The sequence below is a fragment of the Microscilla marina ATCC 23134 genome (assembly GCF_000169175.1).
Classification (GTDB): domain Bacteria; phylum Bacteroidota; class Bacteroidia; order Cytophagales; family Microscillaceae; genus Microscilla; species Microscilla marina.
In genome coordinates, this window is sequence record NZ_AAWS01000091.1 from 1 (window position 1) to 14,255 (window position 14,255).

Below are 14,255 nucleotides of genomic sequence, written 5' to 3' on the forward strand. Positions count from 1 at the left end.
AAAAAAATATAGGGATATAACTAACTTGTCAAATTCTAAGTTTACTCTTTACTCAGCAATAATAGATACACTTCAATATATTACCATCATGGAAAAAAACAAATAGTATGGAAGCAGATGAGTACTTATATATGATAATAGGTGAATATAGAGCTCCTAATATACATATTCGTGACTCTAGGTTGACAGATGTAAAACAGTTGATTAGAGAATGGGCACACAAAAACTTAGAGGGAATTTATCTTTTTGGTTCTTGCGCTAAAAAAACTGCTTTAAAGGGAAACTCAGATTGTGACTTATTTATTTCATTATACTCAGATACCACAGAAAGCTTGCATGATATACATTTATTGTTGTTCAAGCAATTCAAGTATGCAGGGTATAGTGTTCGGAAACAAAATGTATCAATTAGGGCTAAAATCAATGGCTTGGAAATAGATTTAGTTCCAGGAAGAATACAAAGAGGAGAAAGTAACAATCATAGTCTTTATGTTAGTAAGGAGAAGTCTTGGGTAAAGACAAATATCCATCAACACCTTGATTTAGTTGAAAGAAGAGGTAGGCAAGATGAAATTCTTGCTACCAAAATATGGAGAACCTGCCATAAATTAAAGTTTCCTTCTATTTATATCGAACTTGTAGTTATGAGAGTTTTAAAGGGTAAGAGAAAAGAACATATTGAAAAAAACTTTAATGCTGTATTGGAATTTTTAAGCAGTGATTTTATTTATGAAAAAGTAGTGGATCCATCTAATAAAAATAATGTTATTTCAGACTTGATAACTGAAAGGCAAAAAAAAGCTATTCAGAAAAAAGCCGAGCAATGCTTATATAAACAAAATTGGAATGCTGTTATTTGGTAATATTAAACAGCAATAAACCAAAAGTGTAATAAAAAAAGACAGGGTAGAGCTCAGTAGTTAATGAACCCTTGTATGGTAAAATAGGGAAGTCAGCAAACAAGATCAGGTGCCTCAACCTCTATAAAGAAAAAAAGTAAATACTGTAAGAATGACCTTGTCTAAATAGTACAAAGTCATTAAATTACAACTCACCCCAAAACAAAAAAACCTCTCAAACTGAGAGGCCTTTTGCCGTGTTTTTTTGACATATCAAATCATTCCCTTTAAAGCATTTTTCGGGGTTGGCTTGATTCAATCATAAATAGTACAAAATTGAGTACGATACGTAGTTCCTCATTAGTATAATCAGAACAACCCCACCAAAACAAGTTCCTTTATTGGTCAATCATCTCCATGCCAAATTTTCAGTTTATACTTTCTTTTAGTTTTTTAGCCTCGCTTCGCGAACCATTTAAACCATCAAACCATTGACTCTTAAAACCCCTTATAACTCACCCTAAACAACACCCTATACATCACAGGCACAAAAACCAGGGTAAGCACCGTGGCAAACAGCAACCCAAATATGATCGCAATCGCCATAGGCTCCCACATGAGCCCACCACCAAACCACAATGGCAACAAGCCCAATACGGTAGTGGCTGTAGTAAGCAATATGGGGCGAAAACGTTGTTGAGCTGCCGCAATAATTGCTTCTTGCGGGGGCTTGCCCAATTCGTTTATTTCAAGCTGAATGCGGTCGAGCAATACAATGGCATTGTTGATGACAATACCTGCCAGCGAGATTACCCCTAGCAAAGTCATAAAACCAAAGTAAGAACCAGCCCCCAATAACCCCAACACTACACCTACCAAGCCGAGTGGAATGGCAATCAGAATAATGGCGGTTTTGCGGATAGAGTTGAACTGTCCCACCAACAAAATAAGGATGATAAAGCCGGCAATAGGCAACTGTTCGGTGATAGACTTGTTGGCAATGTCTGATTTTTCGGGTGCTCCACCAATCTCAAAATAATAGCCCAAGTCCCAGGTTTTTTGTTGCGCCTTGAGCCAAGGCACCAACTCACCTACGACTCCCTTGGCGGTAAAACCACCTTCTAGGGCAGCCGTGACCGATACTGTTTTGAAACGATTGCGTCGGATAATCTTACTGGGCTGCCACTCAAGCACCAGGTCAGCCACTTGTTTCAGAGGCACCGTTTGCCCCGATCGTTGGGCGTATACACTTAGGTTTTCGAGTTTGCTCAAGTCCTGGCGATCACTTGCCACCGTACGCATCGTAATTGGAATGGTTTGGTCACCCTCGCGAAACTCACTGGTATTAAAGCCGCTCAACTCGGTTTGCAACGATATGGCAATGTCTTGACTGGTTACCCCCGCCATACGAGCCCTGGCTTGGTTTACCTTTACTACCAGTTTTTTGGTGCGCCCCCCCCAATTGTCCGAAATGTTACGGGTACCGTTTACACTGGCAATTTTTGCCTTTACTGCATCTACAATCTTAAAAATCTTTTTGGGGTCTTTGCCCGAAATACGTACCTCTACCGGGTCGCGCACCGGAGGCCCCATATTGATGGGGTTTGCCTTTACCTTCAGGTCAGGAAAATGAGCAAAACAAAACGCATCTATCTTGTCCGAAATTTCACGGGTATTGTTGCCCGATGTGGTATTTACGAGCAAATAAGCTACCTCCGAACTGCGCGTTTCGGGGTTATAGTTCAGCGCATACTTGGGCGCCCCTTCGCCTATCCAGGCTCCCCAGTTTTCTACCCCTTCTTTGCGTTGGGCATTTACCTGTAGCGAGTCTTTCATGTACTTTTCTAATTGATCGACCACTGCCTCAGTTTTGTCTATGGCGGTGCCCACGGGCATTTCCAGCTGTACCGTCACCAAGTTACGATCAGAAGGAGGGAAAAAGATCTTAGGAACATATTTAAAAGTCGCCATTGAACCCAAAAATACTATAGTGAGGGTTACTATAAACAAAGCAGGGCGCTTAAGGTTAAACAACAAAAAACGGCGGTACAATTGCTGAAAACGGGTGCTTTGTTCGCTGTTGGGGTCTTTGCGTTTTACTTTTAAGAAATACACACACAACATCGGAATCATAGTAATGGCAAGCACCCACGAGCTGAGCAAGGCAATGCTTACTACCTTAAACAAAGAAGAAGTAAATTCGCCCACGTTAGACTTTGCCAAAAATATCGGCAGAAATGCCGCCGAAGTAGTAAGCGATGAAGTAAGCAACGACACCTTCAACTCTTTAGCCGAAGCCAGCGCTGCATCCATAGGTTTTTCGCCCTGTTCCATCCGCACCATAATCGATTCCGACATCACAATGGCATTGTCTACCAACATTCCCAGGGCAATCACCAGCGAAGCAAGCGATACCTGGTCGAGCCCAATGCCCATCAACGACATAAGTAACAAACTCAACATCATAGTCATAGGAATCAAACTTGCCACAATAAACCCAGTTTTGAAGCCCAAAAACAACAACATCACCGCCAACACAATTGCCACACTTTGTAGTAGGTTATTCACAAAATCATTTACCTTATTGTCTACAATCGTATGCTGGTAAGCAATGGTACTAAAGTCTATTCCGTGGGGGTATTGTTGCTGCAAGCGCGCCATTGTTTGCTCTACATCTTTGCCCAAATCTATAATATTGCCGCCTTCTATCAGCGAAACCGCCAAGGCAAGCCCCTTCGTGCCATTCACTTTCATTTTAGAGCGCGCCGGATCTATATAACCCCTGTACACATGGGCAATGTCTCCCAAATAAATCCCTTCATTGGTTTTAGGCAAAGTAATCACTGTTTTCCTGAGGTCTTCTATAGACTCAAAATTGCCCGAAGGCTCCAGCAAAATACGCTCGTTGTTTACTGTAATCTCCCCGCCTGGAATAATGATATTACGTGAGGCAAGGTTTTGCTGCAATATATAAGTACTCAACCCCAGCTCAGCCAAACGAGTATTGTTGTACTCCACAAAAATACGTTCCTCTTGTGCTCCAAAAATTTCTACCTTCGAAGCATTGGGCAAGCGCAACAACTCATCGCGTACCTCATCTGCCACCTTTTTCATTTCGGCATAATCAAAACCCTCGCCCGTAATGCCCAGAATAATGCCAAATACATCGCCATATTCATCGTTTACCAACGGCCCCCTGATGTTGTCGGGCAATTCGCCACTTGCTACCGCTTTGTTTACCTTTCGGCGAAGTTTGTCCCAGATAGGGCGCAGCTTTTTTTCACTTTCTTTGATATTTACCTTAATAATAGATACCCCAGGTTTAGAGGTACTTTCTACAAAGTTGAGTTCAGGGATTTCCTGAATTACCTTTTCTAACTTGTCCGATACCAGCATTTCTACCCGTTCGGGGCTTGCCCCCGGAAACACCGTCACAATACTTGCCACCCTTACAATAAAACCAGGGTCTTCGGCGCGGGGCATTTTGGTAAAAGTACTAAAGCCCGCCAGTAAAATCACCAGCAAAATTACAATCGTAATCCGGCTGTTTTTTATAGATAATTCTGTTATGTTCATAATTTTAGTTTTAATAGTCCAAAGTTGGGAGTCGGTAGTCCATTGTGACTATGCGAGACTAAGGAGTCGAACGTAGTTAAATTATAGTTTGTATTTTCTCATATTTGCAAATTTGTATAATTTACCACAAGTAGTGCAAGCTAAAGCTAAGGGCTATAAAGCCCCCAACTACCGACTACCGACTTAACCTCACCTTTTGCCCATCTTTAAGCTTACTCACCCCAGCCGTTACCACTAACTCACTCTCTTTGAGTCCCTGCATAATTTCGATACCTTCTTCGGTCAAATCTCCTACTTTCACTACCTGTTTTACTACTTTACTACTTTCTCCTTTGACATCTTTTACCGTAAACACATAACGTTTGCCCTGCACATCTTGCCTTACCGCAATGGCGGGCACCAACATTTTAGGCGTGGCAATGCCATAGTCAAAAACAAACGTTACATTACAAGTCATACTTGGGCGCATGTTTTGGTCAGGGTTCAAAATCTTCACCGTTACCGGGTAAGTAGTTTTGCCGCGCGAAGCCGTAAAAGCCACCTCATGTACAATGCCCTTATACAACGTTTGGGGCTGTGCCGAAAACCTCATCTGCACCGTATCACCACTTTTTACCTTGGCAATAAACACCTCTGGAATGTCTACCTTTACCTCCAGCTCTTTGCCTGAGTCCAGCTGTACTATAGGTCTGCCTGGCGACACATTTTCGTTGGTTTCTACCAATACCTCTGCCACCACCCCATCGCGTGGCGCCACTATTTTGGTATAATTGATTTGAGATTGCGCCAAAGCAATTTTCTTTTTGATAGAGTTTACCGTGGCTTTCGCCGATTCATACCCCGTTTTTGCTTTTTCATAATCGCTCAGCGACGCATTGTTGTTTTCGTACAACTGGCGTAAGCGGTTATAAGACGATTGGGCATTTTGCCTTTGAGCCTCTACATTGCGCAACGACGCCTTGGCATCTTCGTATTGCAGCACATAATCTGCTGCATCTACCGAAGCAATCAACTGCCCCGCCTTTACTTGCTGCCCTACCTTTACATTGAGCACCTGAATGGTACCCGATACTTTAAAACTCAGGCGGGTTTCGGTGCTGGCACGCGCCACCCCCGAAAAGGTACGGCTACTCTTGCCCCCCGATTTGTGTACTTGTTGGTAACGTACCGGGCGAATGACCTCTTTCTTGGTTGTTTTTTTGCTGCCACAAGCCGCCACAAACAAGGCGAGCGTAAACAGTGTGATGTATGTTGTTTTCATGAATATCTGTTTAGCCGTAAGCTTCCAGCCTCAAGCGACAAGTAATGGCAAAGCCTTGAAAACTTGTCGCTTAAAGCTTATTGCTCGAAGCTTTTTGTTAATTTCCCTTAAAATAAGTTTCCAATCGGTTAAAATAATCGCTTTGCTGATCGGCAGAAGCCAAAAAGTAATAACTACCCTTGGCGCGTTCCAATGCCAATAATTGAATGATAAACTCGTATACCGCATTAGAGGCAAATTGCTCCGATTTGATGGCAGCATTTTGAGCATCGATGAGCTGAATGATAGACACTACCCCTTTGGAGTAAGCATCTTGCACCAAATCAAAGTTTTTGCTTGCCGCTTTTTCGGCTGCTTGAGTCAATTGAATGCTACTATAAGCCGCCCGTGTAAGCGCCAACGATGCCATAATGCGTTGCTTGAGCTTAAGAATCAGGTCTTGCTTTTGTGCCTCCATTTTCAAAATTTCAATATTGGTTTTTTGGAGTTCTGCCCTGCGTTGGCCGCCATTGATAATGGGCAACGATGCCTTCACCCCCACCTGCCAGTTGAGTTTGTCGGGCGACGAAAAGTTATCACTTAGGTTAACATTACCCGCTGCGCTCGGTATCACAATAGAAGGAGCGCCTACCCCCTCACCGCCACGATAAAACAAATAGTCGGCACCTGCTTGTAAGGCTATAGTAGGAGTGTAGTTTTGACGGCGGGTAAGCAAACGCAGGCTTTTTTGTGCGGCAATGGCTGCATCTAACTGCTTGATTTCTGGCAAATTACGAATACCTTCTTCCACCAAGAAATCGCCCAAGATTTGGTATTTTTTAGGGTTATCTATGTAATGAAAGATTTGGGGGTTGGCAACAATCAACGAGCTGTTTTTCAGGTTAATTTCTTCTGCAACAAACTCCTCGTTGATAGGTCGATTGAGCAGTTGGTTCAAGTTGATTGCCGCCAGCTTAAGCTGAGCTTGGGTGTCAATCAAGTCTTTTTTGGTCAAGGCAATTTGGCTTTCCCAACGGTACAAATCCGAAGGACCCGAATACCCCACCGCCTTGCGGGTACGTGCCAGTTCCAGGTTGCGACGGGTCAGTCTTAAGTTATCTTTTTGAATATTTTCCAGCGTTTTCGCCCTCAATATATTGAGGTAGCTTTGGGTAGCTTGCAACACCACATCCAGCCGGGTTTGCTGGCGTTGGTGTTCGCGCCCTTGTTGCAGCTGTCGCTGAACATTCACATTGCCTTGGGCCTTGGGCGAAAGCAACACCTGAGTAAACGACACTGATCCAATGGTAGCATATTCGGGTTGGTTGCCAAAGCTCGATGCCGCCCGGTCTTTATCTATCATTCGCCCCGATGCTGACACCTCTACTCTAGGGCGTAGGTTCGACTGAGCATTGCGGATATTGGTAAAACCACTTGCTACGTTTTGCTGAGCCACTTTTAGCTCTAGGTTAGCTTTGATGGCTTCGTCGGCTACTTGCTTTAGGTTTACCTTTCGGCCAATGTTTTGCTTATCTTCGTTGATGAGTTCTGCCTCCGATAACTGGCTCCAGGTAGGGTAGTAGTCTATAGCGCGCACTGTAGCCATATTGATCACCAAACGTTCTTTAAATGGAAGGTTCACCGAAAAATTGGCGGGGTTTTCACCCGAAACACTGCGTTGAATATTGAGCGCCACCCTGCGGCTAATGCGTTTGGGGTTAGACGGAGGCGCTATGCCTGCCATTGCCCCACGTTGCACATCGGGCGTGCCCAATAAGGCAAACGAAGGCAGCTTTCGTTCATTGATCCCTTGTATCAATTGTTGGGTTTCGTTGGGCGACATTCTAAAAATAGCCCCCAGGTATACTGCGTCTATGTCTTTGCCTATGTTGGCGAGGGCTTGACGGGCGCTGGTGTTGGTCGGAATCAGCTCAAATTGTACCCCCATTTGCTGGGTCTTTTGCTCAAAATAAGTTTTCACAAAAGGCATCGCTTTCAGTATCTCGTCATATAACAAAATCCCCACTTTTTTGAAAGGGTAAAGTTGATGAAAAACTTCTAAGTCGCGCTTGGGCGCATAAGGCGACACTAAGTAAGTAAAGTTTTTGACTCCAGAAGTATTTTGCTTGGTCAAGGGCAGCTTTTGCAGCTCAGGATTTATGACAGTAGTCGCTATGGTAGGCTTGGGGTAACTGCCCTGATTTGCCAACAATTGCGAGGTAACCGGGCCTACCCCTACTATTGCCTCTACTGCCCTATTTTGCATCAATTGGGCGATATTCTTTTTAATTGACTTTGCTGTCCATTGACTATGCAAAATATATTGCTTGGCAAATGATACCTCATATTCGTTTTTGAGCAATGCTTGAGTTTCGTTTTGTAATGCCTGCACAAAACGCTCGCTACCCGCCCATTTACCGTCTGTCACTATGCCTATAGTCAGCGGTTTTTTATTTTGCGCCTGTAGGCAAACCGGCAATGCCACAAACACTAGCAACCACAAGCCTGACAGCCCAAGTAATTTGTTCATTGAAAACCTATGATATTGATTCATTATGTTTTTTAGTCTTTTCATTATTTTATCTAATCTGTCGCCTGATGTATATATTTAGTCACAAAAAAAATTAGCGTTAATAATTATGCAATGCATCGCGAAACCATAGCACCATTTAGCCAAGGTTTAAGCTTTATGGTCATTCATTGATGCCTTTTTTCTATGCAAAGCTTCATATTCTTTCAGCCCCTTTTCGGTCAGATGAGGAATGAACATGCTTCGAAGCATTCCCAGAAAGTACTCTTCCGAAAAATGCACATCATTGGTAGCCATCACGGTTTGGTGCTTCAGCCATGATATACACACCAATAGAATAGAGTGAATCAAGTGGTCATAAGCTCCTTCGGTACGTTCGGGCTTCAACAAGCCCCTCCCAATGTAATAGTCAAAAAGTACCCTGGCAGTCTTAAGGTTTTTGGTAATGTTTTGGGCAAGCTTTTGGGCAATGCTAGGGTAGTTCCGTACCAAATCCATTGTATCAGAAAAAAAGCAACGGCTGCGTTGTTGTTGTATCATTACTGTGTCCAATATCTTGTCAAAATGCTCTAACCCCACCCGCTCGCTTTGGGCAAGCACCGACTGAATATTTTGAAAATTACGTTCTTGGATATGTTGCACAATCTCTTCTTTGCTCTTGAAGTGATAAGTAATATTTCCAGGACTCATCTCCAGCGCATCGGCAATATTGCGAATGCTGGTATTAGTAATGCCCTGCTCATTAAATAGCTCAGTGGCTTTGTCAAGAATGCGTTCTTTGGTGTTGCTACTCATAGTGTTTATTTTCTAAATTAGTATAACTGATTGGCTGAATGTTTTATAGTTAGTATAACTGTACTAATTATAAGCAAAAAAATAACAGCTTATCGGCTGTTTTCTATTTTAATACAACAAAATTAGTATATTCAAACTTTATAAGCAAACTTTTTTAGTATGATCGTACTAAATTCAATGAAAAAATTGAATTTTTAGCAAAAAAACCTTGAGAAAGGAAGTAAAACAGGAGAGAAATTTAGTAAAAAGCAGTGTTTTTTAGTACGAGTGTACAAATGTTTTATTTGGCAAATTCAACAAGAGCCACTGCTATTGCGACTAAGCTCTTAGGGAGGTTTGAGCAGTGCCAGCCCTCAAAACAACAAGTAAACAACTGTGTAGGCTTGATCGTATATTGCAATAAAAGTAATCAAACTTATAAATACTATGATTGAAATAATGATTGTAATAAACTGTGCCTTATTTTTTGGCGCCAACTCTGATAATATATGGGAGAGAGGTGCTACCCCTGCCATTTATATATTTTCTGTAGTTGCATTTTTCCTTGTATTGATGTTTGGCGATACCGACGCAGTGAACTGGAAGTCTTTTCTTTTATTACTATTTTCCCCTTTGCTGGTTAACCTTCCTTTTTTGCTTGTAGCATTTTACAGAGATCACCTCATCCCAACAAAAAAACACCCATCTGTGGTAATTGCTTCCAAGTTACGTGCTCAATGGCTAACTATGGCTAACAAACTGGTTGCTATTGGGCAACGTTTTGATCATAAAAAAAACAAGGCAGAACTCTTTTTAACAAAAAAACGATGGTTTTTGACTAAGTATATTGTTCACCAAAAGAGAAAAGAGTTTAGAGGCTTGGAAAGAAAAATGAGGCTTTTGTTGGCGAAGCAAAAACACTTTATAGATCATAATCCAACATCCCTTAATGCTTCCTACCGAATCTATTTTCGTCAAAAGTCTAAACGAAGTATGAGCAAACTTAAAGAAATGATGAGTGAGTTAGTAATGTTTGAACAAAGCTTTATAGCATGTATAAACAACGCTGACTTGTATTATGCACAACAGGCTTATCAACACAAAGGCGATAATATTTGGGCAGAGTTTGAACCATCACGAGAAGATGATTTTTGGCAAGAGTATGAGGCATTATTAGCAAGTATGAAAACCACTGTTCAGGCAAGTTTTTCTAAGGCTTCCTGACTCATTTAATTAGTATGAGATTCTTACAGGACAAGCTTTGCTTGTGTAGCAAATCAAAGGCGCTTGCTTTTGGGTCAGGCTGCACTCACAGAGAAGTCCTCAGGTTTCTACTAATCCATCGTTCAAGTCGCCCTGCGAAAGACTTGATCCAGCAAGGGTAGCTATATAAATTACTCATAGTAATAGATTAGTAAAACTCTTTTGATAAACTAAAGATTAGCTCATGAATTCAAAAAGCAAAAAAAAATGGAATGGAATTGATATCAACCTTTTTAATATTGACTATCTTCAGCAAGAAATTAAAAAATGTCAAGAACAAATAATCAAGAATGAGAAAAATATAAAAGAAATAAAAGCTGATATTGCTTCACCATATAAACAAACATCTCCATTGGATTATAATGCCATGCAGACAATTGCAGATTCATCAAAAGCTTCATTGACAGCAATTGATGTGCTGAAAAGTCAAATTTCTTCTGTTAAAGAAGTTATCCATGAGTTTCAAACAAACCCAAAAGAAACTTTGCAAAGGTATCAGTCAGAGCTAAAATGCTCACAAGAGTATATATTTGAGTTGATCAAGGAAATACCTCAATTAAAATCAGTCTATGAGCTGTTGAACTCTCAAAATTAATAGTTTACCAATTTGGGCCCCAAAAGAAATATGTACATCAGTTTTCTCACTCCCCATATAATGCGCAATGTCTTCGATGGTTGCATACTTTACTGTTTCCGTTTGGCTTTGATAAGTATTAACGCCATTTTTAGGAGACCAAAAAATTATTACTCTAGATTCAATTTCAGTAGCTATAGTCGCCCTACAGAAGGCTTACCCCAATAAAGAAGGCAAAACAACCCCTACTCGCCCAACAAGTCCTTCTCCAAAATTTTCCCCAACTTGTATGCTTTCTGTGCCATAAATGAATATATTTTTGGGAACTCAAATTTTATTTCTTTGAGGTCTTCGGGCGTTTTTATACGTTCTTTCATTTTTGCGATATACTCAGGGTACTCGCTCAAAGTGAGGTTTTTATTGATGTTATAAGCATACCCCATGAGTTTGACCGTGGCAAGTCTTATTCTGTCACCAGAGTACACAGGCTCTCTTAAGAACAGCGAATCAATACTAGTGGCCTCTGCTGTGTATTTAGAGGCAAAAAGAGCCATTTCTTCCCTCGTATAACGTTTATACACTTCAGAAACTTCACTTTTTGATAATTTATTTGATCCTCCTATTTGCAAGAAGAACGACTCCAAACAGGCTAATTTGAACGCAAAATCATTGTCTTTGGTCTCATTCAAGCTATGCTCATCAAGCCTATCGACGGCAGATTGAAAGGAACTTGCGTGGTTTGTCGCGTGTGGGTTTAGGTGTATTAAGCAGTCATATTTTTCCATGTATTCATCAAGGAATACTCCTAACACTTTTATGATGTCAATTTTACAGTCAACAGATTCGTACAACCCTATGTCAAATATTGCACTTAAACTCCATTGCTCATTTGCCTTTCCTGTGTCTTTCCTTAGTTGATCTAACGCGGCACTATCGGCATAAAACCAAGAGTACTCATCGGATGGCTCCCATTCTTTCATGATTGAGAGATATGCATGTGTGAACAAGTTTCCAGCAAAACATTTGTTTTTATAACCCCTGGGGCTAATCGTAGAGCCTCTTAACATCCAATTGACAAAAAAAACCCTCCTATAAGTTTCATGCGGCTTATGCTGGGCAAAATTTTCTAAGTCATTATGAAAATTTTGGTAATCAAAAGCAATGATCAAACTGTTTTTTCTGGTTTTCTCCCATTCGTTGGTAATCAAAAAGTCTTGGCACTTGACATGACCCAACACTTTTTTAGCAAAAACCTCATGGTGATTCTTGCCATAAAAATGAGGCTCTCCCTCTTTATACAAAAAATCTATTTTATCTAGGCTCATGTTTTTATTCTAATTCGATGGTTATTTTCACAATTGATTTAAGAATTTTATCACCAGCTGCTAAACCATAAACAGGGTCATCTTTTTCAACCTTACCTATATCTAATATTTTATCTTCAATCTTTACAGATTTAACCTTCTTTCCAATTTGTGTGATGAAAGTATTCGTGTAGCTAAAACTATGGGTATGTATTATAAGGTCTGAGTATTTGGCCTGTTTATGTTTTTTTTTAAGCATAGCCAATTCCTTAAATGTTGTCTTGTTAGTGATAGTGGATAACGTTATTTTCTCCAAGGTGGAAAGGTCAAAGCCAATGCTCTTACTTTGATGAATAGTGGCATATAAGTTTAACGGTATTCCTTTATCCTTTACGAAGCTTATCTCATGAGGTATAAAACTTTTACCTAAACGAAACGCTGCAGTAAACTCAATACTTTTCTCCTGAAAATCAAAAGTCCTTAAAAAGAAAGAGCGGTCTATATCTGTTTTTACTATTTTTGCAGAACTATTCGCTAGGCTTGTGATTTCTGTGGATACTTTCATGTTTCCTTTTTGAATTTCGCCTAACTTTATATTGGAATCGTTTGGGTCTTTTCTCAACTCATTTTCTGGTATGCCTTTAATAGACTTTACAAGCCCGGGGATAAGAGTATTTACCCTATTAATTAACCTTAAGACTTCTTTATACAAGCCTTGGGCGTTTTGATAAGGTCTTTTATATTTTTTTACATAGTCGATTTTTTCTGCTATTTCTTGCAGTTGTGCCAATGATTTACCGTTCAAGGTTTGGATAGCTACATTATCTAATTCGTTGAGGAGGTTTAAATCACTTACTGATAGCTCACTTAAAATACGTTGATCAATCACTTTTTCTAACCTACTCCAATTAGCGTTATTACTAAAATTACTTTGGTGGGTTATAATATTTGAAGAGGTATTCTGATCAGCTGTTGTATTTGTAGAGGCCTTTACTTCATTTATTAAACTTGCATCTAGCGGATTTTTTGCTATAATTTCCAGAAGTTTTTGCCTATAATCATCTGTTAATGTGAACTCTTCATTGCTAGGGGGATTTGTAAATATCCGAATAAATAAAGCTTTTTTCTGAGCCTCAGGTAGCTTACTTTTTTTCATAGCTTCTGAGGTTAAAAAAGCCTCCAAGGTCACAGCACCAGCCGTTATAGCTTTAATTCCATCTAGAAAATTTAAAAAACCAAACTTCCCGTCCTCAGCCGCCACATACCCCACCCCCTTTGTATCTGCACTCACCGAATGAGCTACCTCCTCAAAATACTCAAGCTGTAAAAGTATAACCCCTAGTTCGGTTTCTATTTCAGGGGCCTGGGCAGGGTCAAACTTGCCCGCTTCAATTGCCTGAGCCCGCTTCATCAAAATGGCCGAGAGTTTCTCTATTTCTTGCTTAGACTCCCACAATGCCGTGCCAGGTTGGGGGATGCCGTGCCAGCCTACGGCTTTTTTGAATTGGTCGCCCCAGGCACGCATTCTACCACTGAGGCCTTGGTAACGGCGCATATAATTGAGCGTGGCCAGGTGCTCTTGTGTGTGGGCTATGGTGGCATCGGGGCCCACCCTCAGCTGAACGGTGTCTATAGTAGTGAGGCTAAATACCCCAGCGTAAGTGCGAGTTTGGGTAGTATAATGGGCTTGTACAGTTTTGCCACTTATTTTGGGGTTGCCATACTCTACCTGAATGCCTACTTTGCCCTGCAACTCGCCCAAACCTTCTTCCAGGCGCTTTTTATGCGCCTCACGTTTGGTAAGTTCCTTGTAGAGAATTTCCAGCTCAGGGCTTTCTTCTATTTTTTGGGGCACCCTGGGAGCGGCTTGTATCTGGTAGGGAGTAGCCTTGCCTTTTTGCTTTGTCTCGGGCTGCAAATGATCTACCGTGGCAAGTAGTGCCAACGCCTTGGTATACGCCAGCTTGGCCTCGGTAGTCGTAGCCTGCATCTTTTTGGCTTGCAACTGTAGGTAGTATCTGCCACAAAACCCTTGACAGATCCCGCGCTGCCAAAAAGCACAGATGGCAGCGGTACACAGCTTTCTCTGCTGTCAGTTGGCACAATGTTTGCGCAGGCACTGGCAAAGTGCGTCTTCATGAGTTGTCATCAGTCA

At 41.2% G+C, this 14,255-nt stretch carries 9 protein-coding genes; 3 read left to right on the forward strand and 6 right to left on the reverse strand.

Annotated features, from left to right (window positions below; translation table 11 throughout):
- Window positions 1-107 precede the first annotated feature (107 nt).
- On the forward strand, window positions 108-863 hold the full coding sequence (locus tag M23134_RS36270) for a nucleotidyltransferase domain-containing protein (protein ID WP_002705721.1): 756 nt from the start codon (window positions 108-110) through the stop codon (window positions 861-863).
- A gap of 474 nt (window positions 864-1,337) precedes the next feature.
- Here M23134_RS36270 and M23134_RS36275 read toward each other — a convergent pair whose 3' ends face one another.
- The 4 genes from M23134_RS36275 to M23134_RS36290 all read right to left on the reverse strand — a co-directional run bounded on the left by M23134_RS36275 (window position 1,338) and on the right by M23134_RS36290 (window position 8,980).
- Complete coding sequence (locus M23134_RS36275) at window positions 1,338-4,415, reverse strand: efflux RND transporter permease subunit (RefSeq protein WP_002705722.1); 3,078 nt, start codon at window positions 4,413-4,415, stop codon at window positions 1,338-1,340.
- Between the two features lie 175 nt (window positions 4,416-4,590).
- Window positions 4,591-5,676, reverse strand: coding sequence for an efflux RND transporter periplasmic adaptor subunit (locus M23134_RS36280; RefSeq protein ID WP_002705724.1), 1,086 nt, complete (start codon window positions 5,674-5,676; stop codon window positions 4,591-4,593).
- Between the two features lie 97 nt (window positions 5,677-5,773).
- The gene (locus M23134_RS36285) at window positions 5,774-8,185 is read right to left on the reverse strand and encodes a TolC family protein (protein WP_045115032.1); all 2,412 of its coding nucleotides are present in this window, start codon (window positions 8,183-8,185) and stop codon (window positions 5,774-5,776) included.
- Window positions 8,186-8,335: 150 nt separating this feature from the next.
- Complete coding sequence (locus M23134_RS36290; RefSeq protein ID WP_002705727.1) at window positions 8,336-8,980, reverse strand: TetR/AcrR family transcriptional regulator; 645 nt, start codon at window positions 8,978-8,980, stop codon at window positions 8,336-8,338.
- A 573-nt stretch (window positions 8,981-9,553) separates the two neighbouring features.
- On the opposite strand from M23134_RS36290, the gene M23134_RS36295 reads away from it, so the two are divergent.
- Together M23134_RS36295 and M23134_RS36300 are read left to right on the forward strand one after the other, a co-directional pair.
- Complete coding sequence (locus M23134_RS36295; protein ID WP_157558827.1) at window positions 9,554-10,183, forward strand: hypothetical protein; 630 nt, start codon at window positions 9,554-9,556, stop codon at window positions 10,181-10,183.
- 223 nt (window positions 10,184-10,406) lie between these two features.
- Window positions 10,407-10,817 carry a hypothetical protein gene (locus M23134_RS36300; RefSeq protein ID WP_002705733.1) on the forward strand — a complete coding sequence of 137 codons (411 nt, stop codon included), beginning with the start codon at window positions 10,407-10,409 and terminating at the stop codon, window positions 10,815-10,817.
- Window positions 10,818-11,041: 224 nt separating this feature from the next.
- Here M23134_RS36300 and M23134_RS36305 read toward each other — a convergent pair whose 3' ends face one another.
- A complete protein-coding gene (locus M23134_RS36305) occupies window positions 11,042-12,121 on the reverse strand; it encodes a hypothetical protein (protein ID WP_002705735.1) in 1,080 nt (359 codons plus the stop codon).
- A gap of 4 nt (window positions 12,122-12,125) precedes the next feature.
- The gene (locus M23134_RS36310) at window positions 12,126-14,090 is read right to left on the reverse strand and encodes a hypothetical protein (protein WP_045115033.1); all 1,965 of its coding nucleotides are present in this window, start codon (window positions 14,088-14,090) and stop codon (window positions 12,126-12,128) included.
- Window positions 14,091-14,255: the final 165 nt, after the last annotated feature.